The organism is Marinifilum caeruleilacunae, from assembly GCF_013141825.1.
Lineage (GTDB): Bacteria > Bacteroidota > Bacteroidia > Bacteroidales > Marinifilaceae > Marinifilum > Marinifilum caeruleilacunae.
The window spans coordinates 1-21,931 of record NZ_RZNH01000028.1 but is presented as its reverse complement, the minus strand read 5'-3'; the positions used below and the strand labels follow the sequence as shown (position 1 = coordinate 21,931).

The 21,931-nt window shown below is 38.7% G+C and carries 18 protein-coding genes and 3 tRNA genes; 14 read left to right on the top strand and 7 right to left on the bottom strand.

Translation table 11 applies throughout. The features are described 5' to 3' along the window. The first annotated feature begins 6 nt into the window (after nucleotides 1-6). The 10 genes from ELS83_RS15125 to ELS83_RS15080 all read left to right on the top strand — a co-directional run bounded on the left by ELS83_RS15125 (nucleotide 7) and on the right by ELS83_RS15080 (nucleotide 12,659). Nucleotides 7-1,011 carry an ABC transporter ATP-binding protein gene (locus ELS83_RS15125; RefSeq protein WP_171596396.1) on the top strand — a complete coding sequence of 335 codons (1,005 nt, stop codon included), beginning with the start codon at nucleotides 7-9 and terminating at the stop codon, nucleotides 1,009-1,011. A gap of 4 nt (nucleotides 1,012-1,015) precedes the next feature. Continuing rightward, the gene (locus ELS83_RS15120; protein WP_171596395.1) at nucleotides 1,016-1,819 is read left to right on the top strand and encodes a nitrilase-related carbon-nitrogen hydrolase; all 804 of its coding nucleotides are present in this window, start codon (nucleotides 1,016-1,018) and stop codon (nucleotides 1,817-1,819) included. Continuing rightward, on the top strand, nucleotides 1,812-3,131 hold the full coding sequence (locus ELS83_RS15115; RefSeq protein ID WP_171596394.1) for a cobyrinic acid a,c-diamide synthase CobB: 1,320 nt from the start codon (nucleotides 1,812-1,814) through the stop codon (nucleotides 3,129-3,131). Before ELS83_RS15120 ends, ELS83_RS15115 begins: the two co-directional genes overlap by 8 nt. Continuing rightward, nucleotides 3,128-3,817: a precorrin-2 C(20)-methyltransferase gene (cobI, locus tag ELS83_RS15110; RefSeq protein WP_171596393.1), complete on the top strand. Its 690-nt coding sequence runs from the start codon at nucleotides 3,128-3,130 to the stop codon at nucleotides 3,815-3,817. The genes ELS83_RS15115 and cobI overlap by 4 nt, the downstream gene beginning before the upstream one ends. Beyond that, on the top strand, nucleotides 3,810-5,213 hold the full coding sequence (cobJ, locus tag ELS83_RS15105) for a precorrin-3B C(17)-methyltransferase (RefSeq protein ID WP_171596392.1): 1,404 nt from the start codon (nucleotides 3,810-3,812) through the stop codon (nucleotides 5,211-5,213). Before cobI ends, cobJ begins: the two co-directional genes overlap by 8 nt. A 307-nt stretch (nucleotides 5,214-5,520) precedes the next feature. Next, nucleotides 5,521-5,898, top strand: coding sequence for a GxxExxY protein (locus ELS83_RS15100; protein ID WP_171596391.1), 378 nt, complete (start codon nucleotides 5,521-5,523; stop codon nucleotides 5,896-5,898). Nucleotides 5,899-6,185: 287 nt separating this feature from the next. Continuing rightward, nucleotides 6,186-7,376, top strand: coding sequence for a precorrin-6y C5,15-methyltransferase (decarboxylating) subunit CbiE (gene cbiE / locus ELS83_RS15095; protein WP_171596390.1), 1,191 nt, complete (start codon nucleotides 6,186-6,188; stop codon nucleotides 7,374-7,376). Between the two features lie 28 nt (nucleotides 7,377-7,404). After that, nucleotides 7,405-9,177 (top strand): precorrin-4 C(11)-methyltransferase, encoded by a 1,773-nt coding sequence (gene cobM, locus ELS83_RS15090; protein WP_171596389.1) that lies wholly within the window; start codon nucleotides 7,405-7,407, stop codon nucleotides 9,175-9,177. 131 nt (nucleotides 9,178-9,308) lie between these two features. Next, nucleotides 9,309-11,141 (top strand): cobalt-precorrin-5B (C(1))-methyltransferase CbiD, encoded by a 1,833-nt coding sequence (gene cbiD / locus ELS83_RS15085; RefSeq protein ID WP_171596388.1) that lies wholly within the window; start codon nucleotides 9,309-9,311, stop codon nucleotides 11,139-11,141. A gap of 93 nt (nucleotides 11,142-11,234) precedes the next feature. Then, nucleotides 11,235-12,659, top strand: coding sequence for a bifunctional metallophosphatase/5'-nucleotidase (locus tag ELS83_RS15080; RefSeq protein ID WP_171596387.1), 1,425 nt, complete (start codon nucleotides 11,235-11,237; stop codon nucleotides 12,657-12,659). 22 nt (nucleotides 12,660-12,681) lie between these two features. Here ELS83_RS15080 and ELS83_RS15075 read toward each other — a convergent pair whose 3' ends face one another. The 4 genes from ELS83_RS15075 to selD form a co-directional block, all read right to left on the bottom strand. After that, a complete protein-coding gene (locus ELS83_RS15075) occupies nucleotides 12,682-14,916 on the bottom strand; it encodes a TonB-dependent receptor domain-containing protein (RefSeq protein ID WP_171596386.1) in 2,235 nt (744 codons plus the stop codon). Nucleotides 14,917-15,020: 104 nt separating this feature from the next. Further along, a complete protein-coding gene (locus ELS83_RS15070; RefSeq protein WP_171596385.1) occupies nucleotides 15,021-15,389 on the bottom strand; it encodes a hypothetical protein in 369 nt (122 codons plus the stop codon). 113 nt (nucleotides 15,390-15,502) lie between these two features. Then, nucleotides 15,503-15,844, bottom strand: coding sequence for a sulfurtransferase-like selenium metabolism protein YedF (gene yedF / locus ELS83_RS15065; RefSeq protein ID WP_171596384.1), 342 nt, complete (start codon nucleotides 15,842-15,844; stop codon nucleotides 15,503-15,505). A gap of 2 nt (nucleotides 15,845-15,846) precedes the next feature. Further along, nucleotides 15,847-16,887, bottom strand: a complete 1,041-nt coding sequence (selD, locus tag ELS83_RS15060) for a selenide, water dikinase SelD (RefSeq protein ID WP_171596383.1) — start codon at nucleotides 16,885-16,887, stop codon at nucleotides 15,847-15,849. Between the two features lie 210 nt (nucleotides 16,888-17,097). Between selD and ELS83_RS15055 the strand changes: the two genes are divergently transcribed. After that, nucleotides 17,098-17,847, top strand: coding sequence for a histidine phosphatase family protein (locus ELS83_RS15055; RefSeq protein ID WP_171596382.1), 750 nt, complete (start codon nucleotides 17,098-17,100; stop codon nucleotides 17,845-17,847). A 46-nt stretch (nucleotides 17,848-17,893) separates the two neighbouring features. Here the strand turns inward: ELS83_RS15055 and ELS83_RS15050 are convergent, their stop codons facing one another. Continuing rightward, on the bottom strand, nucleotides 17,894-18,535 hold the full coding sequence (locus tag ELS83_RS15050; RefSeq protein WP_171596381.1) for an O-methyltransferase: 642 nt from the start codon (nucleotides 18,533-18,535) through the stop codon (nucleotides 17,894-17,896). Nucleotides 18,536-18,537: 2 nt separating this feature from the next. Then, nucleotides 18,538-19,758 (bottom strand): M16 family metallopeptidase, encoded by a 1,221-nt coding sequence (locus tag ELS83_RS15045; RefSeq protein WP_171596380.1) that lies wholly within the window; start codon nucleotides 19,756-19,758, stop codon nucleotides 18,538-18,540. A gap of 127 nt (nucleotides 19,759-19,885) precedes the next feature. Between ELS83_RS15045 and ELS83_RS15040 the strand changes: the two genes are divergently transcribed. Continuing rightward, nucleotides 19,886-19,958, top strand: a tRNA-Phe gene (locus ELS83_RS15040). 29 nt (nucleotides 19,959-19,987) lie between these two features. Then, a tRNA-Phe gene (locus ELS83_RS15035) sits at nucleotides 19,988-20,060 on the top strand. 56 nt (nucleotides 20,061-20,116) lie between these two features. Here the strand turns inward: ELS83_RS15035 and ELS83_RS15030 are convergent. Continuing rightward, nucleotides 20,117-21,415: a S41 family peptidase gene (locus ELS83_RS15030; RefSeq protein WP_171596379.1), complete on the bottom strand. Its 1,299-nt coding sequence runs from the start codon at nucleotides 21,413-21,415 to the stop codon at nucleotides 20,117-20,119. A gap of 252 nt (nucleotides 21,416-21,667) precedes the next feature. On the opposite strand from ELS83_RS15030, the gene ELS83_RS15025 reads away from it, so the two are divergent. Continuing rightward, a tRNA-Phe gene (locus ELS83_RS15025) sits at nucleotides 21,668-21,740 on the top strand. The last annotated feature ends 191 nt before the right edge of the window (nucleotides 21,741-21,931 follow it).

Sequence of the window (21,931 nt, the reverse complement as noted above, 5' to 3'; positions counted from 1 at the left end):
GCAGGCATGGAAATCTTACAAATCAACAAATTAAGTATTGGTTACGGCAAGGGAAAGCGAGCTAAAATTGTTCATGAAAAGCTCGATGCCAAAATGTATGCAGGCGAACTGGTTTGCCTGTTGGGCGAAAATGGAACGGGCAAAAGTACACTCATCAGAACCATTTGCGGATTTCAACCTGCATTGGATGGAGAGGCCAGCATGTTGGGAAAGAATCTTTTGCAACAATCGGAAAAAGATTTGGCCAAAATGGCCGCTGTAGTCCTCACCGATCGTGTAATTGTTCCAAATGCAACGGTTGAAGAACTGGTCGGATTAGGCCGTAGTCCATACACAGGAACATTTGGAATTTTGAACGATGAAGACAAGCAGATTGTGCATACATCCATTGAAAAATGTGGGATTTTGCACAAGAAGAAAGAGCGATTGGCAAACCTGAGCGATGGAGAAAAGCAGAAAGCATTTATCGCTAAAGCGCTGGCTCAGGATACCAAAATCATTATTCTCGATGAACCAACAGCTTTTCTTGACATGCCTGCACGTGTAGAAATTATGCAGTTGCTCCGACAAATTGCCAGTCAATCGGGCAAATCGGTATTAATGTCGACCCACGATTTAGACCTGGCTTTGCAAATGGCAGATAAACTCTGGTTGTTATCGGCCCAAAAAGCTTTACTCACCGGAACTCCTGAAGATTTGTTGCTGAAAAATGAATTTCAGAGTATTTTCCAAAACAGGGGAATTGAATTTGATAATAAAACCGGGCTTTTCAGAGTGGGTTACGATTACAATATGGAAATCCCTGTAAAGGGTCATGGCTTTGAATATGTATTGCTTCGAAGGGCATTTGCCAGAAATGGAATTAAAACCATTCGAAAAAAGGATGAGGACTCGCAATGGTTGGAAGTGTGCAGGAACGGAAAGTTAAGTTTCAAATATTTCCAAAATGGAGAATGCATTGGTCAGGAGGAAAGCATAGAAGATGTGCTGGCATTAACGCTAAAATTATAAAGGAATGAAGGTTGCAGCGGTCGGTTCAAAAAGCATAATAGGCGATTTCAATCAAAATTTATCCATTACAATGAGTTGGATAAAAAAGTTGAATGCCCAAGGAGTGGATTTTATTTTGTTTCCAGAGCTGAATTTGACTGGATTTACCAGAAATGTTGACGTTTTAGAGACTGCTTGCAAAGAAAGAGCCTGGCTTTTTAAGAAATTACTTGACCTATCGTCTGTTGTAAATTCTGCTTTTGCCATTGGATTTCCTGAGTGGGAAGAAGATAAAATTTTTATTACCCACTTTGTATTTGAAGGGGGAACATTGCTTGGGAAACATCGGAAAACTCACCTGTCATCCAATGAAAAAGAGGTGTTTTCGGAGGGAGACAAAATTAGTGTTTTTCAGGTGAAAGGAATGATACTAGGCATTCAGCTTTGCTACGAAACGCACTTCCCCGAATTGAGTTATATCCAGCAAAGAAAAGGAGCCGATGTATTGGCAATGGCATTTGCATCGCCAAGGGAAAGTTCAGCTGCAAAAATCAATAGATTAAAAAGGTATATACCTGCCCGAGCTTATGACAACAGCTGTTTTATAATGCTTTGCAACCAGGAAACTATAAATGAAAACGGCACTCTGTTTCCAGGATTGAGCTTTGTTCTCGATCCAAAAGGAGAATTGCTGTGTGAATCGCTCTCTGCTGATGTTTGTTCAATTGCAGAATTGGATTTTCATCAGATTCAAAAGATTAAAAAATCGAAAATGGCAGATTTTAATCAAGCCAAAAGAACCGAATGGTTAATGAAATATTATGGATAAAAAAACAACAAATGCCTTCTTAATTGCAGCGCCTAAAAGTAATTCGGGCAAAACCATGATTACCCTTGGCTTAATGCAAACTTTCGTTGATAGAGGGTTTAAGGTTCAGCCATTTAAATGTGGTCCGGATTATATCGATCCGATGCACCATACAAAAATTGCAGGTCAGCCATCCTATAACCTGGATTTGTGGATGGCAAATGAAGCCCATGTGCAAGGAATATTTGAACGAGAAGCTTCCAAAGCCAATGTTTCGGTGGCAGAAGGAGTAATGGGCTTGTTTGATGGCGCCCAAAAAGACCAGGGCAGTTCTGCTGCATTGGCCAGAATGCTTAATCTACCTGTTATCCTCGTGGTTGATGCTTCCAGCACAGCTTATTCTGTTGCTCCATTGTTGTATGGGTTTAAGCATTTCGATTCACGAATTAATTTGGCCGGAGTCATTTTTAACAAGGTGGCCGGTGAATCGCATTTTCAGTTTCTGAAAGAAGCTGCCATTGACGCGGGAGTTCCCACTTTAGGATACATGCCAAGAGATCAAAGACTGGCAATAGAATCGAGACACCTGGGTTTACACCTTCCTGGCGAAAATCAGAATCGCGAAATTGTAAATATTGCTGCTGGTTTGCTCGAGAAACATGTAGATATAGATCTGCTTTTGCAGATCACAAACAAGGAAATTTCAGAATCAGAAGTTCAATCTAAGACCGAGCAAAAGCATTTGAAAATTGCCCTGGCAAACGATGAGGCTTTTAATTTCTCATACCAGGCCAACAGGGACGTACTGGCTGAATTGGGAGAAGTAACAGAATTTAGCCCATTGAGCGATACAGATTTACCTGCTGCCGATTTGCTTTGGTTGCCTGGTGGATATCCCGAACTATTTGCAGAAAAATTGGCTGAAAATGTAAGGATGAAACAAGCTATTGCTGATTATATCGAAGCAGGTAAGGCCGTAGTTGCAGAGTGTGGAGGAATGATGTACCTGGGGAAAAATATCATTACCAAAGCAGGTGAAATTTATAAAATGACTGGTGTTTTTGATTTCGATACTTCATTTGAAAATATGAAACTCCATTTGGGATATCGCGAACTGGTAGGCGATGAAACCAATATTAAGGGACATGAGTTCCATTATTCCAATTTAATTGGTGAAGAAGAAGCCAGTACAGCATACCAGGCAAAAACCGCCAGAGGGAAAGATATCGAAATGCCAGTGTATAGAAAAAAGAATTGCTGGGCTTCCTATATGCATCTATACCTGGGAGAGCAGAATAAAATGTGTGCATTTTTAAAAGAACTAAACTTATGAGTACGGGAAAATTAATAGGTGTAGGATTGGGGCCGGGTGATCCTGAACTAATAACCCTAAAAGGATTAAAAGCGCTACAGGATGTAGACCTGATCTTTTATCCGGCATCGGAGGTACAAAAATCAAAAACAACTTCATTTTCATTGCAGATTTTGGAGCAATTAAATGTGGATACCAACTGTTTGCCTTTGTGTATTCCAATGACAGGAAAAAACAGGGATGAACATTATCAGAAGGCATTCGAAAAGATACACTCAGAACTGCAGAAAGGAAAAGATGTTGCTGTAGTTTCGGAAGGGGATGCTCTTTTCTATAGCACTTTTGGTTATTTGTTGAAATTGGCCCAGGAAGCAGATTTAGATTGTGATGTTATCCCAGGAATTCCGGCATTTATTGCCAGCGGGGCCGAAGGCGAACGCCCGGTTACCGAAGGCAATCAGGCTCTAAAAGTAATTGCCCGACCTAAAGATTTTAAAGAAATAGAAGAAGCCTTGAATCAAAAGCAAACACTTGTAGTAATGAAGATGAGTGTTTTAGACGGATGGAGCGATTTTTTACAACAGCAGAACAGATCATTTTTTTACATCGAACGCGTAGGAACAGCTCAACAGTATTCCACATCTGATGTGAAGGATTTACAAATGCGCACAATACCTTACTTTTCATTAATTATCATTTATGGCTAAGAAAATATACAGCATAGGAATAGGACCAGGGAATGAAAAATTTCTAACTCCACAAGCTTTACAAGCTATCCAGGAATCAGAAGTTATTGTTGGTTACAGCTTTTATTTCGAACACATTAAGCAATTGTCGGGAGGAAAAGAGCTGATTGATACCGGTATGAAAAAGGAAAGAGAAAGAGCAGCAAAGGCTTTTGAATTGGCCGAGGCAGGAAATACTGTTGCGGTAATAAGCAGTGGCGATTCAGGTGTTTATGGAATGGCTCCGCTACTTTGGGAAATGAAAGCAGAGAAGGTTTCTGAAGTTGACTTAGAAGTGATTCCTGGAATTTCAGCCATGTTTGCAGCTGCATCGAAATTGGGTGCTCCCCTGGGTCACGATTTTTGCTCCATTTCCATGTCTGATTTGTTGACACCATGGGAAAAAATCGAAAAAAGAATTGTTGCTGCGGCTGAGGCCGATTTTGTGACTACAGTATACAATCCTTTAAGCAAGGGAAGATTTTGGCAGTTGATGAGATTGAGAGAATTATTTCTTGAAGTGCGTTCGCCGGAAACTCCTGTAGGTATTGCCAGAAATGTTGGAAGAGAAGATGAGAGCATAGAGGTGATTACACTAGCCGAACTGGATACTAGCAAGGCCGATATGTTTACTGTAATTGTAATCGGTAACAGCCAAACTTTCAGAAACCAAGGGAAAATGATTACGCCAAGAGGTTATTATGCCAATAAAAATGAGAGTAATGACAAGTTGGGCCGAAAAATCATGAATGAAAGTTTCCAAACCATTTTGGAGAATATTGATATTTCGGATAAATCATTGGCCCATATTTGGGTGGCTTTGCACTGCATCCATACTACGGCAGATTTTAAACTGAACGAATCGGTAGAGCTGACTAATGGTGTGGTAGAGCAACTTCACGAGAAATTTTATTCAGGAAAACCACCTGTAATTGTTACTGATGTATCGATGGTAACCAGGGGAATTCGAAGAGCCACCGCCAATAAATTGGGGCTTCAGATTAAGTGTTATCTCGATGATGAGCGCGTTGCCGCTATGGCTTCAGAAAAGAACATTACACGAACACAGGCAGGAATTCGATTGGCAGTGGAAGAACATCCTGATGCGATTTTTGCATTTGGAAACGCTCCAACTGCATTAATTGAGTTGATCAAACTTGTTCGCAATGGAAAAGCCAATCCGGCCGGAGTAATTGCTGCACCTGTTGGTTTTGTGAATGTGAAGGAAAGCAAGTGGCAGTTGAAATATGGTTGTCCCGATGTGCCGGCAGTTTTCGTAAACGGAAGAAAGGGTGGAAGCAATGTTGCAGCTACCATTATCAATGCAATTTTAAGCTGGAAGGAAGCAGAAGAAATGCATCCGGGTGAAGGGTTGTAAATTACCAAATGGTTCTCGCTGATTTACGCAGATTGTCATCGCAGATTTGCGCAAAAATAAATAGAAATGTCCGCGAGAATCAGCGAAAGATATCAGCGAATATCTGCGAGAAATTGATATTAAGAATTAGCTATTAAGGAGTGTAATATATCTTCTAATATTCGAGGAGTTTCCATAAAATCTTTCACGCTGATTTACGCAGATTGTCATCGCAGATTTGCGCAAAATTAATTAGAAATATCAGCTAGAAATTAATATTAATTATTTAATGTTAAATTAGAAGGTTAAAATTAATTGATAATTAGCTATGAAGGAGAATGATATTTCGTATGATATTCGTGGGGCAGCATTTAAAATTTACAATGAACTAGGACCTGGTTTACTTGAAAGTGTGTATGAAAAAGCATTGGCTTATGAACTGAAAGAAATGGGATATTGCGTACAATGTCAGCAAGCTATTCCAATGAATTATAGGCATATAAAATTTGATATTGGATTTCGATTGGACATTATCGTTAATGATAAGGTTATTATTGAAATTAAATCGGTGGAAAATTTGGCTGATGTTCATTATAAGCAATTATTGACCTATCTCAAATTAACAGATAAGAGATTAGGGATATTGATAAACTTTAATGCTTCAAACCTGAGTGCCAATATAAAACGAATCGTAAATAAGCTTTAAATCAAGCGGATTAATAAAATTAAGGATAATAACCTTTAAAAATTGTTCACGCTGATTTACGCAGATTGTCATCGCAGATTTGTGCAAAAATTATAGAAATATTCGCGAGAATCAGCGAAAGATATCCGCGATTATCTGCGAGAAATTAATGTTAATAATTCGCTATGCAGGAGAAAGGTATAACAGTGATGTTTGGAGAGTATCTATAAAATTGTTCACGCTGATTTACGCAGATTGTCATCGCAGATATAAGCAGAGAGAAAAAGTTTTACAGGAATTAAAATCTTATGAAAATAAGGATTATAGGAATATCAGATTTAAAACCTGATTTTAAGAGCAAAGAACTTGCCCTGATTCAGGCAGGAAAGTATTTTGCAGGAGGAAATCGTCATCGGGAGTTGGTAAGTGAATTTTTACCGAAAGAATCTCATTGGCATGATATTGTAGTGCCATTATCAGGTCTTTACGATGCAATTCAGCAGTCCAAAAGCGATTGGATTGTGTTTGCCTCCGGTGATCCATTGTTCTATGGCATAGGAATCACTTTACAAAGGGAATTCCCTGGTGCTGAAATTGAGATTCTTCCCGATTTTAATTCTCTACAGCTTTTGGCGCATCGTTTCAAATTGCCTTACGGAGAATTTCAGACTGTTACGCTTACGGGTAGGTCTTTTGATCGATTCGACCAGGCATTGATCAGTGGAACGGAAAGAATGGGCATTCTTACCGATCGAAAAAATACGCCCAAAAGCATAGCCGAGCGAATGTTACAATATGGCTATTCGAACTATAAAATGTACTATGGCGAGTGTCTTGGAGGCGAAAGGGAAAAAACCTGCGAGTTGAGTCTGGAGGATGCTGTACTTTTCGATTTTAATCATCCAAACTGTTTTTATTTGGAAAAAATCGATGATGCAATTCCAAAAAAAGGCATTCCCGAGTGCGATTTTGAACCTCTGAATGGCAGACCAAAAATGATAACCAAAATGCCCATTCGCTTGGCTACGCTCTCGCTGATGGAATTGCAATCGAAAAAAGTATTTTGGGATGTTGGCGCCTGTACTGGCAGTGTTTCTATCGAAGCACGACTGAATCACCCACACCTTAAGGTAAAATCATTCGAAATTCGTGATGAATCAAAAGGGATTATAGAACGCAATTCAAAAAAATTCCAAGCGCCGGGTATTGATATTTTTATTGGTGATTATTTGCAAGCTGATAAAACGGAGATCGAAAAACCAGATGCTGTTTTTCTGGGAGGATACGGAGGAAAAATGGATGAGGTGTTAGATGATATTCACCAGCAATTATTGAATGGAGGCATTATCGCTTTTAATTCGGTAAGTGAAAAAAGTAAAAATGGTTTTACCAATTGGTGTATCAGAAATCATTATAAAAAAACACAGGAAATGCTTGTAAGCGTTGACGAATTTAACCCCATTACCATACTTGTTGCCCAAAAAGGAGAAAGAAAGTAGATCATTAGACAAAACTGAATCATATATCATGTCAAAAATAATAATAACTCATTCCGATAAAGGCGAAAATTTAGCCAATAGCATTATCAATAACGGATTTAATGCGAGCATTGTACGCTCTCCCAAGAACTACGAGGAGCTATGGAACAAATACGAAGCTTTGATTTTTATTGGAGCTCTTGGCATTTGTGTTCGCGAAATTGCAGCATTTTTAGAGAGCAAGAAAAGCGATCCGGCAGTCATTAATATCGATGCAAATGGACAATTTGTTCAGCCCGTAGTTTCGGGACATTTGGGTGGTGCAAATCAATTGTCGGAAGATCTTGCCCGTTTATTAGGTGCCACTCCTGTTGTTACAACGGTGAGCGATACATCAGGCTTATGGGCTTTGGATTTATTGCCGCAGCAGCACAATTGGACACTAGAGTGTGAAGGCCAATTAACCCAATTAATGGCCGCTTTTGTAAACAAGAAGAAAACAGCTTTACTTTTAGAGGTAAGAGACAAAGGAAGCCTTTTTTTGGAAACAGAAAAGCCCGATCATGTAGATGTGTTTTTCAATGCCGACGAGATTCATGCAGAACATTACCAGCTTATTTTGGCCGTAACTCCTTTTGTTCATGATTTTGGAAAAAAGGCGATTTACTATCGTCCAAAAGTCTTGCAATTGGGTGTAGGCTGTCAGAGAAACCTTCCGTTTGAAAGTTTTGAGAAAGAGTTGGTTTCACAATTAAGATCGAAGCAAATTTCGCCTTTGGCTGTAGCTGCAATTGGTACGGTTAATTTAAAGTCAGATGAAACTGCGCTGATTGAACTGGCTAAGAAATGGAACATTCCTTTGAAAGCATTAGCTGATGATATTTTAGCGGATTATGATATTCCAAACCCATCGGAAAAAGTAAGTGAGGTTACAGGGAGCTATAGCGTATCGGAAGCGGCAGCCATGCACCTTTCAGGCAACTCTTTATTGGTAGAGAAAAGCAAAGCAAAAGCTGGTGGTAAGTACTTTACATTTGCCCTGGCCATGGATAAAAAGAGTGAAAGAAAAGGTTTTGTAGAGTTTGTTGGTGCTGGTCCTGGCGATCCTGAACTGGTTTCGGTACGAGGCAAAAGAATGTTGCAAACTGCCGACATGATTTTGTACGCAGGTAGCTTGGTTCCTAAGGAATTGACGAATTATGCCAAGGCAGGTTGTGTGGTAAAAAGTTCGGCAGGTATGGATCTGATTACACAAATTGAAAGCATGAAACCATTCTACGATCGAGGATTGTTTGTGGTGCGTTTGCATACGGGTGATCCTTGTATTTATGGTGCCATTCAGGAACAAATGGCCATTATGGATCAATTGAAGTGGAACTATCATATTACACCTGGGATTTCATCCTTTCAGGCGGCGGCAGCTGCACTGGAATCCCAATTTACCATTCCTGAAGAGGTACAGACCATTATCCTTACACGCGGCGAAGGAAGAACACCAATGCCAGATCGTGAGCAGCTGAATCAACTGGCCAGATCGCAAAGCACCATGTGCATTTATCTGAGCGCTTCTATTGCAGAAAAGGTTCAGGCTCAGCTTTCAGAGCATTATCCGCCGGAAACGCCTGTAGCGGTTTGTTACAAGCTCACCTGGAAGGATGAGAAAATTTACCGATGTACACTTGAAAGCCTGGCAAAAACTGTGGAAGAGAATAATTTGAAGATGACCACAATGATTGTGGTTGGGAAGGCGATTGACAATCGTTCAGGATTTTCAAAATTATATGACAGGGAATTTACCCATGCTTTTCGTGAGGGAAAATAAAAGGTGAAAAAATGCTTTCTCGCAGATTAACGCAGAAATTTTATTGATCTGCGTTTAAAAGGTTTATAAGATCAGCGAGAAGTCAAATCATGTAAATCAGAAATATCAGCAAGAACGAATTTTATAGATTTATGATCCTGATTTTTGGAGGAACGACAGAAGGGAAGAAGATTGCTGAGCTATTTGATATTATAGGTCAGCAATATATTTATTCAACAAGAAGCGATTCGCACAAACAAATTAAGGGCGAACGGATTTTTGGAGATATGAAGCTTGATAAAATGCAGGAATTTTGCCAGCAGAATCGTATTCGCCTGATTGTTGATGCAGCGCATCCTTTTGCCGTTCAACTTCATGAGAATATCGCTCGCACAGCTCAAAAGCTGGGAATTGTAAGCATCAGATACGAACGTAAATTCCCAGCCAGAACATCCTCTCAAAAACTTCGATATTTCGATTCTTACCAGGATATGATTTCCGAACTTCTCAATCAGGAATTTAAAACTATATTGGCTCTTACAGGTGTGCAGACCATAACAAAGCTGAAAGTGTTAGGTGAGCATAGAAATTGTTTCTTCAGAATTTTAGATACTGATCTTAGCCGGGAAAAGGCAAAAGAAACCGGAATAGACAAGAGGTTTGTTATACCAATGGATCCCAAGGCAGGTGCAAAAGAATTGGCCATTTTGAGCAAGAGGTTAAAGGCTGATATTTTGCTTTCAAAAGAGAGTGGAGAATCAGGATTGTTTGAGGCGAAAGTGAAAGTTGCTGAGCTACAGAATATCCCTTTATGGGTGGTGAAACGCCCTGATTTGCCTTCCTACGATTATGTGGTGGATGACCCAAAGGATTTCCTGCAACAATTTTACAAAATAAAGAAAACACATTTACAGGTAGAAGGGAAATTAAGAAGCGGATTTACAACAGGAACATGTCTGACTGCAGCAACAAAAGCTTGCTTTATTGCCTTAATCGAACAACAATTTCCAAAATGGGTGGAAGTTGAATTGCCAGCTGGAGAAAAAGCCCAATATGTTATTTTTCCTGAAAATTTAACTGCAGCCTCGGCTTCTTGTGTTGTCATTAAGGATTCAGGTGATGATCCTGATGTTACGCATGCAAAGGAAATTGGCTGTGAACTGAGTTTCTCTGACAGAGAAGGTGTTCACTTCCTAAGAGGAAAGGGATTAGGGGTAGTTAGCTTGCCCGGCTTGCAGGTATCTGTTGGTGAACCAGCCATTAATCCGGTTCCCCGGAAAATGGTTTCGACTGTTTTGGAGCGCTTATCGGAAGAATATGAAACAGACCTGGCTTTTGATGTGAAAGCCTTTATCCCGGAAGGAGAAGAGCTGGCAAAGCAAACCTTTAACCCCAGGATTGGTGTGGAAGGAGGAATTTCCATTATCGGGACAACCGGCATTGTTAAACCCTTGTCGAATGAGGCTTTTTTGGCCAGTATTGCCCAGCAGGTGAAAGTCGCCAAAGGAAATAATTGCTCCGAAATTGTATTAACATCCGGCAAACGAAGTGAGAATCGTTTAAAAAAGGATTTTCCTAATTTGCCACAGGTAGCATTTATTCATTTTGGCAATTTAGTGGGTGATACCATCAAGCTGGCTGTAGCAGAAGGCATCGAAAAAGTAAATGTGGCCATCATGTTTGGCAAATCGGTGAAACTGGCCGAAGGACATTTGGATACCCACAGTAAAAATGTGGTTTTTAATGGTGATTTTGTTGCCAATCTGGCAAAGGAAACAGGATATTCCGAGGAGGTTCAAAGGAAGATCAGGAAGCTGAAACTGGCCAATGCCATTCTGGATATCATTCCTTTTTCGCAAAATGAAGCTTTCTACCATTTGGTGGCTCAGAAATGTTACAAGACTTGTAAGCAACTTTTGCACGAGTCGGGTTCGCTGCAATTGTTTCTTTTGCTTGGAGATGAGGGAATGATTATCAAAGAATAATTTTGACAGATTTACAGAAAATTAAAGATTAGTTTGCGTGTGATTGCCTGCCATATTTTACATTGTTGTAATTTTAGAAAAAAATATTTTCCAATGTACAGGCTTCAAATTTTATTCATACTGCTTCTGCTAAATGTCAATTTATCAGCCCAAAAGGCAGAAATCCTCTATTTTACTGATGCTCACAGAATTTTCCCTGTTGAAGATGTGGAGGGAGGAAGAGGTGGTGTAGCCCGATTGAAAAGCCTGGTGGACCATACAAAATCGGAAAACCCAAACACATTAGTGATTCATGGTGGCGATTTGTGTGGTGGAGTGTTATTTGGAGGAATGTACAAAGGTTTCCCGATGATTGAGGCTTTCAACGAAATTCCTGTTGATATCAGCAATTTTGGTCAGCACGAATTCGATTTTGGAGTAGATCATACCCTTGAATTGCTAAGTAAATCGAAATTTCAATGGATGAGCACCAACCTGAAAAACCGCGATGGTGGATCCTTTGCTTTAGTGCCAAGATATCTGATAAAGACAATGGGTGGCGTACGAATTGCTTTTATTGCCTTAACCGATGCCATGAATTCCACCATGAAAACAAATCGGGTAATACAGGAAGATTTATTGATTGCCATTGCTGAGGTAATGGAAGATGTAAAAGAATATGATTTTTTGGTTGCTCTTACCCAAACCGATTTACATACCAACCGAAAAATTTTGGAACAGTTTCCTGATATTGATCTGATACTTACCGAGGAACAATATGAGTATGAAAGTAATGTTTTTTATAAAGGGAAAAGACCCATTGTAGCTACTGCTGGAAATATGAGCTCTGTAGGCAGAATCAGTTTGGAAAAGAGCGGAAGAATTGGGATAGAGATTGTGCCACTCGACAGTACAATTCAGTCTGAGAAATACCTTCGCGATATGGAAATCTACTACAAGAAGGATATGGACTTGAAATTATCGGAGAAGATTTGTGATTTGGAAGTTCCTCTCGATTTTAAAAGTGGAATTGCAGGTGAAAGTCTGGCAGGGAATGTAATTAGTGATGCTTTTAGATGGTATCATGAATCGGATATTGGCCTGATTAACGGTGGTGGAATAAGAGCAGATGTTCCGGCAGGGAATTTTACCTTGAAATCGGCTCGTTCGCTTTTGCCATTTGGAAATAAAATTTGCCAAATCCTGATCAAGGGGAATGAGCTTAAAGCACTACTAAAAAAGAATGCTCCGAATACCAAAGGACAATTGTTACATGTGTCGGGTTTAAGCTATGAATATCACGAAAGTAAAGATTCAATTTACATTAACTGGAAGGGTAAAGAACTACAGGATGATGATTTGCTAAGTGTATCGATAAACAATTATTTTTTGAACAAGTTGGATGTCGATTTTCAATTGTTGGTTGACGAAGAAGATGCGCTTGCCATTGAAGATTTTGAGGTTTTACGTTTGTATGGAGAAGAAAAAAAGTCCTTGCATCCGAAGATACAAGGACGATTTAAAATTGTAAGAGAGTAGTATTTATTGAATGCTAAATGAATTAAAGGCTAAGGCTTAGGGTTAGATGAAAATTTCTGCCCGGTGCATAGATTGCATTATTACTTCCTTTAACCGATCGACTTAGGTGTTCATAGTAAGCTTCATCGAAAAGGTTTCGAATGCCTCCGATGATTTGAAAGTAATCGGTTAGCTGGTATTTTGCTTTGAAATCAAAAACAGTAAAATCAGGTGTTTCTGTTTCTCCATAGTTTTCTGCAATTCTATTTTGTTTGGCTGAATAGCGAAGGCTTAGTTCAGGAGTAAATTTTTGTTTGCATAAATGAGCACCCAATTTGTACCTGATATCCAATGGCGGAATTTCAGGCAATGCCTGCTTAATTTCCAAATTTTTACCATAAGTGTAAGCCAAATTTAAGCCATGATACATGTGGCTGGATATGACCTGGTTGAATTGAATTTCGAAACCTCGCATGACGGCTTTATCAATATTCACAAACTGTTTTACTCCTGGGGCTGTTGCCATTAAAGGAGAAATATCTGATCTGATTTCCGAACTGATGTAATCTCTAAGCCATGAATGGAAGAGGTTGAAATCAACAGAAAAATGCTCCGTTTTCCAGTTTACATTAACATCAATCTGATAATTCAATTCGGGTTTCAATTCTGTGTTTCCGATTCTTTCATACGGATCAACATCAACAGGAATGTGATTGATAAATCTTTCAGTAAGACTTCCGCTTCTTTCAGCTCTTCCAAACCAAATGCCTGCTCGCAATGTTTCCGATAAATCTTTGTTGGCTCCAATACTAAAGGAGAAATTGATTTCATCTGATGGATCATTTGGATTGGCATTTGAAAAATTAGCTGCTTTGTCTCTGCTTTTTGCCGAATTATTCTCGATTCTGGTAGATGCTATAAAATAGGTTTCATTGATCGAAAAATGATATTCTCCAAAAAGGCCAAGCTTTTCAATTTTACTGTCTTGCCAAATGTTGTCGTACATGGTGTTGCCCGCCATTGGTCCCATCAACATTTCCCTGGAACGCTCTCCTTCGGCTTGCTCCGATTTGTAATCAATTCCTGCAAACAATGAACTTTCTTTAAACTGGAACGCAGCCTCCGTTCGAAATGCATAATTTTTGGTTTCGGCTTCGGTAATGGCATTTACTTTTCTGGGATTTAAATTTTTAGTCAGATTATCCATTACATGGTCGACAAATGAAGCGTTAGCAGCAGTTGAAATAGAAGCCAGGGGAGAATTTTTAAAAGTAATTTTATGACCAAGGCTGATTAATTTGGTGTCATCTTCGCGAAGATCCATGTTCAAGGCAGGGAAATCAATATCCTCGGCAAAATTGCTGTTGGCTGAGAACTGTAAATTCTGAGAATCGGAGAGTTTGAAATTGGCTGCGAATCCAATATTTCTCCTGTTAAAGCCTGCAGCTACCTTTTCTCCATTGCCATCTTCGTAATCAGAACCTTCGCTGTAAGCACCAAAAATTCCAAACTTGTAGAACTTGCCTTTTGCACCAGCCAAAGCTTCAGTTCTGAAAATCTCACCATTGCTTTCATAACTGCCTGTAGCACGTCCAAAAGCAGTGGTTCGATCGGTATAATCAATAGGGGAAGATTTAAAATGAATGCTTCCACCAAAGGCGTTACCATATCGCAAGGAGTGTGGACCTTTTACAATTTCTACCTGATCGACCATGTTTAAAGGCACCTGGCTAATTGGTGTATCCATTCGGTTTGGACAAGCTGCTGTGGCAGCCATTCCATGATCCATTACAATATTTAACTGATCGTACTTAAACCCCCTGATTACCGGGTCGAAACCATAGCTTCCACTCTTTCGAATTCCGCCTACCATTGCCGACTGATTTAGGAATTCACCTGCATCATGCGAGAGCTTATCACTTGATGTAATTGTCATTTTTTCAGCTTCTCCTGCACTTCTTCTTGCGATTACAGTTGTTGGCAATAAACTGACAAATGACTTGGACAAGAAAATTTTGCCTGTTTTTAACGCTTCTGTTAAAGCGTCAGGTTGAATGGTAATTTTCCCATAATTAACGTGCGAAATGTAAAGTGTTTCGCCTTGGATAAGTGCAATGGTAAATTCGCCCATTTCATTTGTACTTCCTTTCTGATCTTCAAAAAGAAAATGTGCAAAAGAAATGGGGTCTTGCGTATCCTTATCAAGTAATTGGATTGTGTTTTGAGAATATACCTGCATGCAAATCAATAGCATACAGGCGGTCAGTGATTTTTTCATTCTTCATTTTTATGTGTTCGAAACTATTGAGCATCCGAATTCCTGGTGCACAAAACATTGCAATATTGTGAGATTACAATATTGACTCTATCAGCTAATGATAATTAGACGAACTGTGGGGGATGAAAAATATCTTGGAAATGTTCCTCTAAGAGTAGAAATTGAGAAGGAATAATATCAGCTTTAGCGATTGATATTTTTGGTTTAGGAATGAGATCGAAATAAGCTGCTATAAAGCTAATACTCTCTTTTTCTATACTGATTTTTTCTTTTTTCGACTCTTTCTCCTCTTGCTGCTTTAGTTGTTTTTTAAGATGACACTTTCCGTTACACTCCATTTCTGGTTTGTCTTTGTTCTCGCAAATTGCAGCGTAAAAGTCTTGTTTGATTATAAAATGCGACAAAATGAGAGCCTGTTCACAAACCTGGGATGTAAACAAGAGAATAAAAAAATATGTAAGTATTTTCTTCAAGTAGGTGTAATCGTGAATGTTATACTAAAGATACAAAGCTTGTTTTAATTCAATCAAATCAAATAAAAAAAAGCTCACATTTAAATGTGAGCTTCATTATATTTTTTGTGCTTTTACAAGTTAATTACCTTATCAGCGTCGGCTTGCAGGGTAATAATATCAGGCATACTGCCTACCGAACCAACTTTTATTTTATCGAGTAAATTGAAGTAATCCAGGCAAGTTTTACAGGCCAGCATTCGAACTCCTTTTTCTTGCAGATTTTTTAGAGCCTCCAATGCTGGAGAGCCTTCGCAAATCAACTTTACACCAGCATTGTAAAACACGATAATTTTTGGCAATCTTCCTTCTGCATCGAGCAATGTGAAGTAATTGGTGGCAAGTTTTACACCCAGTTCTTCACTGCCTGCTCCCATTCCATACTGGTTGACTTGAATCAATGTATTTTTGTGCATAATTATCTTACGTTGATATAGGGTTCTGTACTGTTTTTTCTCTCTTCTAAATGTCCAATTGGCTGCAGGTCGAATCCTTCTCTTTTCGCCAGGCCGATAAATTCATCGATATGATTGTTATCAACAGCAACAAGTAATCCTCCACTGGTTTGCGGATCACATAGTAATGCTTTCTGATCTTCGGTAATCTCACCAATTAAATGTCCGTAAGATGCCCAGTTTCTGCGGGTTCCTCCTGGAGTACTTCCCTGTTGGATTAATGCCTCAACTCCTTCAATTTTTGGAACATCTTTATACTGTATTACCGCATTTACATTACTTCCTTCACAAATTTCGCTTAGATGACCAAGCAATCCAAAACCTGTTACATCGGTCATGGATTTAATGTATTCCTGTTCTCCAAAAACAACCCCAACCTTGTTCAAACTGCACATTAAATCAACCGCAAGCTGGTTGTCTTCATGAGCAATTAGATTCTTTTTCTCGGCAGTGGTTAATACACCAATACCAAGAGGTTTGGTAAGGAAAAGCGTACAATTTGGATTGGCCGTATTGTTTTTCTTCACTCTTTCGGTAGCTACAATTCCGTTCACCGACAAACCAAAAACAGGGTCGCCGATATCAATAGAATGACCACCAGCCAATTGAATTCCAGCATTTGCACAAACATCTCTTGCGCCTTCCACTACTTTTTGAGCAATATCGGTAGATAGTTTTTCCAAGGGCCAGGCCAAAATCGCCAAAGCCATAATAGGTTTTCCACCCATAGCATAAATATCGCTAATGGCGTTTGTTGCAGCAATTCTTCCAAAGTCGTAAGGATCATCAACAATTGGGGTAAAGAAATCAGTAGTGCTGATTAATGCCTGTCCATTTCCTAAATCGTAAACTGCGGCATCATCTTTCGTATCGTTACCAACAAGTAAGTTTGGATTAGGAATTCTTGGTGTACTGCTCTTTAAAATGCATTCTAAATCTTTGGGTGAGATTTTACATCCACATCCGGCTCCCGGACTAAACTGTGTTAGTTTCTTTGTTTCCATTACGTTTATTCTTTGATACCGATGTACTTAAAATATATTCGGCAGATTACCTGTAAGTACTAAAAATTAGAACAGGCTATGAATTGATCCGGCAAAGATATTACTTTTTAGGATTGGTTGTCATGAACATTGGGGTCTAATTTTTACAATAATATTTTGCAAGAGAAGAGCTAATTCCTTTATTTTGAATTTCTGACTAATTCATACATCTTGAAGAAAATAGTTTTTACATATCATCTGATCCTTGTGTTTTTACTTTTGTGTATGACCTCTTGTCTTACGCAGAAAAAATATTTACAATCGGTAAACGGCTGTGATGCTTTTACTTGTGTGAATGAGGTGGATGAAAAAGAGCAGGAGGATCTCAAAAAACAGGGCAAGAAGAAATTACAGATCTACCTGATCCGACATGCCAAGCCAGATTTGAAAAAGGAAACGTTTTATTCCGCAAAAGAGGCGCAACAGTATGTTCACAATTATAACTCGGTTCCTATTATTCCTTTCGATCCTGAGTTGGTAAAAGTGAATTTAAAACCTGATCATATCATTTACTGTTCAAATTTACCACGTTCGCAGGAGACTGCTTTGGCGATTTTTGGAAAGGAATTTCATGTGGTTTCCGATTCCATTTTTCGCGAGTACGAAATAAAAATGGTCAAGGCTAACAGTATTATTAAACTACCATTGCCGATTTGGCAATTTTTTAGTCGTGGAAGTTGGCTATTGGGATTCAATCATCGGGGAATCGAAAGCAGAAAGGAAGCTAAAGTAAGAGTACAACAAGCTGCCGAGAATCTAATTAAAGTCGCACATATAGAGGAAACAGCTGTTCTTGTGGCCCATGGCATGTTGAACCATGGACTCGAAAAGCAGTTGAAAAAACAAGGCTGGCAAGTCATTCAGAAAAACGGACAAACCAACCTGGGAGCAACGGTTTTGGTAAAAATAGTGAATGAGTGAATGAGTGTGTTTTCCTGTATGGTTTATTGTAAGTTTCTTTGAAGCTTTACTTCTTTCGAATCATCATTAAACCATGACGAATTGGAAGCATTAAATTTTCCACTCTTTCGTCTCTTTGAATGAACTCATTGAACGCAAGAATACCTTGTGTTTGCTTATCTTTTGATTCAACTTCTTCCAAAACTTTACCATCCCACAATACATCATCGGCCAAAACAAAACCACCTTGTTTTAGTTTTGGAAATATGGTTTCAAAATATTCGATGTATTGTCTTTTGTCGGCATCAATAAAGACCAAATCAAACTCTTCATCAATATTTGGAATAATGTGTAAAGCTTCGCCAATGTGGAACACTATTTTGTTCTCATGACCCGATTGTTTGATGAATTTACGCGTGAAATATTCCAATTCATCATTGCAATCAATGGTATGGATTACGCAATCATCAGAAGTTCCCATAGCCATGCTAATTGCCGAATAACCGGTATATGTGCCAATTTCAAGAATCCGTTTTGGATTCATCATCTGGCATATCATTTTCAGAAATTTACCTTGCATATGCCCCGAAAGCATTCTCGGACGTAGCATTTTAACATGTGTTTCCCGAGTAAGATCTTTTAAGATCTGATCTTCTGTTTCGGTATGTGTTAGGATGTATTCCTCCAGCTCTTTATTAATCTCCAACATGACTATTTATACATCAAAGTGGTTAATTTCTCTTTATTTAAAATTTCGTTGGCAACTTCGATCAATTGCTCCGATGTGATCGACTCAACCTTTTGGTAAATCTCTTCCAAAGAATCGACACGATTGTAAAGCAGGAAGCTTTTACCAACATTCAACATTAAATTCTCATTGTTTTCCGACGAGATGGCAATCTGACCAATCATTTGATTTTTGGCCTTTGCCAATTGTCCCGGACCTAGCTTTTTCGTGCAAAGCAAATCCATCTCTTTGTGGATCAGATTCAGGCATTTGTCCAGGTAACCTTTATCGGTGCCAAAGTAAATGCTAAATACGCCGGTATCGGCATAAGGAGTATAGTTGGCTTCAATGTTATAAGCCAATCCATGTTTTTCACGAAGGGAAAGATTCAAGCGAGAATTCATACCTGGTCCGCCCAATATATTTGTCAACAAAGACAAAGGAATTCTACGATCATCATTGGCATCGTATGCGATATTTCCCAAAACACAATGCCTCTGATAAGTGTTCTTTACCAAAGTTTGAGTTCTTGGCTTGTAAGAATTTGGCTTTTTTCTTTTGTCGATACGAGAATTTTCCGGAATGCTCCCAAAATACTTCTCCACCATTTTAACCAGCTTCTTAAATGGAATATTACCTACCGAACTAATCACCATCTGATCGGTGTGATAATTGTTTTGAATGAAGTTCAGAATGTCATTACGCTTAAAAGCTTTGATGTGTTTAGGAGTTCCAAGAATATTTCTGCCAATTGCATCTTTCTTGAAAAGTAATTCCTCAAAATCATCAAAAATCAGTTCCGAAGGCGAATCTTTATAGGAATTAATTTCATCAAGAATTACCTCTTTTTCTTTTTCCAGCTCCTTTTCAGGGAAAACGGAATTGAAGGTAATATCGCTAATCAGTTCAAGAGCTCTTTTGTAATCTTTGTCCAAAAAAGTAGTGTAAATGCATGTTTCTTCTTTGGTGGTGTAGGCATTTAATTCGCCACCTACATCTTCCATACGGCTAAGTATGTGATATGCTTTACGTTTCGTTGTCCCTTTAAATACTACATGCTCTATGAAGTGAGCAATCCCCCATTCGTCCTCTTTCTCATCACGGGAACCGGTATTCAAAATAATTCCGCAATGGGCAACATTTGCCTTTACCGGTCGATGAATTAACCGGATACCATTTGATAATGTGTAAGTTTCGAATACCATATACTTTTTTATTAGGCTGCAAAGGTAAGAAGAAGTTTACAATAGCTTAAAAAATCCTTTCTAATTTTCGCAATTTTATTTGGTGATGTAAATTTTTTACGTACTTTTGCATCGCTCAAGTAAAGAGGGTACCATAGCTCAGTTGGTAGAGCAATGGACTGAAAATCCATGTGTCCCTGGTTCGATTCCAGGTGGTACCACTTTCTTTTTTTGAGATGCATAATGGTCTGGTACCATAGCTCAGTTGGTAGAGCAATGGACTGAAAATCCATGTGTCCCTGGTTCGATTCCAGGTGGTACCACAAGAAAAGGGAAAAACATCAAGTTTTTCCCTTTTTTATTGCTTTCATTTTAGATTCTAATTTGCATCAATCAGCAATTCGAACCCTTTCTTTTTAAATTCTCTCTCGGTAGTCGATAAAGATTTAGCAGCTGTAACAACCGGGAAACTACCCTGGCTAATGTATTGCAGTGCAGCCTGGAAATTGCTTTCGTCGATATCCCCAAAATCACGACTTAAATCGTCTGATATTTCAAAATCTACCGGAATACCATCAAAATAACTACCCTCGTCGTTGGCATTGGTAATCGAAAAACTAATGGGTACAATCGCCAGGTTGAAATCAGGTTCTTCGAATACATACATTCCAACGGGTTTTCCGTGGGTTTTGCTACCAATTAATACCACATTTTCTTCTCCCAGGTAGGGTCTTAATCCGTTAATTACCATTTCGCTTGCCGAGGCTGTTCCTGAAGTGGTGATCACAAACACCCTGTTAAAGCCATAGGCTGATGGTTGGTTAAAAAATGCTTCAGAGAAATTTTCTCCTGTTTTTGAAGGGTTGTGAAGCGTTTTGGAATAAATATCTCCCTGGTAAATATTGCCAGTAATTAAGCCAGCCAATTGGTTCGAAATGTAGGTGCTTCCACCACCATTATATCGCAAATCAAGAACAAGTTCTTCTGCATTCTCTGTGCGGAAGAAATTGAAAGCTTCATTCAGAGCATTCTCCGAGCTTCCTAAAAAGCTGTCAAATGCAAGGTAAGCAACTTTTGTTCCTTCATAATCAATCACTTTTTGAGATAAAACAGAGTTCTGATCGATCTCTTGCTGGTTTGCACTAATTTCTTTCTGCTCGCCCAGGTTGTTTTCGAATACAAATGTTGATGAACTTTTATCCAGTTCATTCAGCACCTGGTTATCGCTTAAATTAGCAATTTCCTGATTGTTAATTTCGATCAATTTCCAACCGCGTGTAATTCCTTCGGCAGCAAGTGGCGATTCATCAAAAATGAGTTTCACTCTCAAATCATTATTTGCATCATATTTAAAAGCAAGTCCATAACCAACATAGGTTCCATTTTCGAGATAAGCTAAAAGTTCATCAAGGTTGGCAATATAACTCCACCTGTCCTGCGATACCAGTAAAGCTTCGAAGTAATCATTTACCGAAGCATACGATGTTGAATTGATATTTGGAAGATCATCGTTCCATAAATACCATTCGCTCATGGTTTCATCAATGGTATCGTAAATGGTGCTGGATTCTCTTATTGCACCATCATCATTGTCGTCGCTACAAGAAATGAGTAAAGATGAAGCAATTAAAAGACTAAGAAAGAACTTGCTTGATTTAACGAATATATTTTCAGTCATTGATCTTTTGATTTAGTGATTAATCTGTGGTATGCTAAGTAACAAAAACCATACCTTGTTTAATTTTAACGAAACAAAGTTCATTGTATTGCTTTTATCATACTTTCGTTATTTAAATTAATTCTAAAAAGACAGAAAAAAATTGATAGTGAATGCTTTTCGATATAATGCCTTGTAGAAATAGATTTAGATTGGCATAATTTATTTTGCAGGAAAGTATTTTTGCTTACTTTTGTATCACCAAAACAAAAGGGTACCATAGCTCAGTTGGTAGAGCAATGGACTGAAAATCCATGTGTCCCTGGTTCGATTCCAGGTGGTACCACGAAAGAGGGAAAGATATTAATCTTTTCCTCTTTTTTGTTTGCATGTCCCGTCCTGAAATAAGTTGACAGTAAATCGACTTATTTATGAAAATATTGAGAAAGACTGTAGCAAGGCGTACCCAACGAAATTATAATTTATCCTTTAAATTGTCAGTTGTACGTCAAGTTGAAGAAGGGGAAATGACCTACC

Bases quoted from the DNA above. Each gene is read 5' to 3' on its own strand.
- ELS83_RS15125 (WP_171596396.1), top strand. From the start codon at position 7: ATGGAAATCTTACAAATCAACAAATTAAGTATTGGTTACGGCAAGGGA.
- ELS83_RS15030 (WP_171596379.1), bottom strand. From the start codon at position 21,415: ATGACTGAAAATATATTCGTTAAATCAAGCAAGTTCTTTCTTAGTCTT.
- ELS83_RS15100 (WP_171596391.1), top strand. From the start codon at position 5,521: ATGAAGGAGAATGATATTTCGTATGATATTCGTGGGGCAGCATTTAAA.
- selD (WP_171596383.1), bottom strand. From the start codon at position 16,887: ATGGAAACAAAGAAACTAACACAGTTTAGTCCGGGAGCCGGATGTGGA.
- ELS83_RS15050 (WP_171596381.1), bottom strand. From the start codon at position 18,535: ATGTTGGAGATTAATAAAGAGCTGGAGGAATACATCCTAACACATACC.
- cbiD (WP_171596388.1), top strand. From the start codon at position 9,309: ATGATCCTGATTTTTGGAGGAACGACAGAAGGGAAGAAGATTGCTGAG.
- cobI (WP_171596393.1), top strand. From the start codon at position 3,128: ATGAGTACGGGAAAATTAATAGGTGTAGGATTGGGGCCGGGTGATCCT.
- cobJ (WP_171596392.1), top strand. From the start codon at position 3,810: ATGGCTAAGAAAATATACAGCATAGGAATAGGACCAGGGAATGAAAAA.
- ELS83_RS15075 (WP_171596386.1), bottom strand. From the start codon at position 14,916: ATGAAAAAATCACTGACCGCCTGTATGCTATTGATTTGCATGCAGGTA.
- yedF (WP_171596384.1), bottom strand. From the start codon at position 15,844: ATGCACAAAAATACATTGATTCAAGTCAACCAGTATGGAATGGGAGCA.
- cbiE (WP_171596390.1), top strand. From the start codon at position 6,186: ATGAAAATAAGGATTATAGGAATATCAGATTTAAAACCTGATTTTAAG.
- ELS83_RS15120 (WP_171596395.1), top strand. From the start codon at position 1,016: ATGAAGGTTGCAGCGGTCGGTTCAAAAAGCATAATAGGCGATTTCAAT.
- ELS83_RS15115 (WP_171596394.1), top strand. From the start codon at position 1,812: ATGGATAAAAAAACAACAAATGCCTTCTTAATTGCAGCGCCTAAAAGT.
- ELS83_RS15080 (WP_171596387.1), top strand. From the start codon at position 11,235: ATGTACAGGCTTCAAATTTTATTCATACTGCTTCTGCTAAATGTCAAT.
- cobM (WP_171596389.1), top strand. From the start codon at position 7,405: ATGTCAAAAATAATAATAACTCATTCCGATAAAGGCGAAAATTTAGCC.
- ELS83_RS15045 (WP_171596380.1), bottom strand. From the start codon at position 19,758: ATGGTATTCGAAACTTACACATTATCAAATGGTATCCGGTTAATTCAT.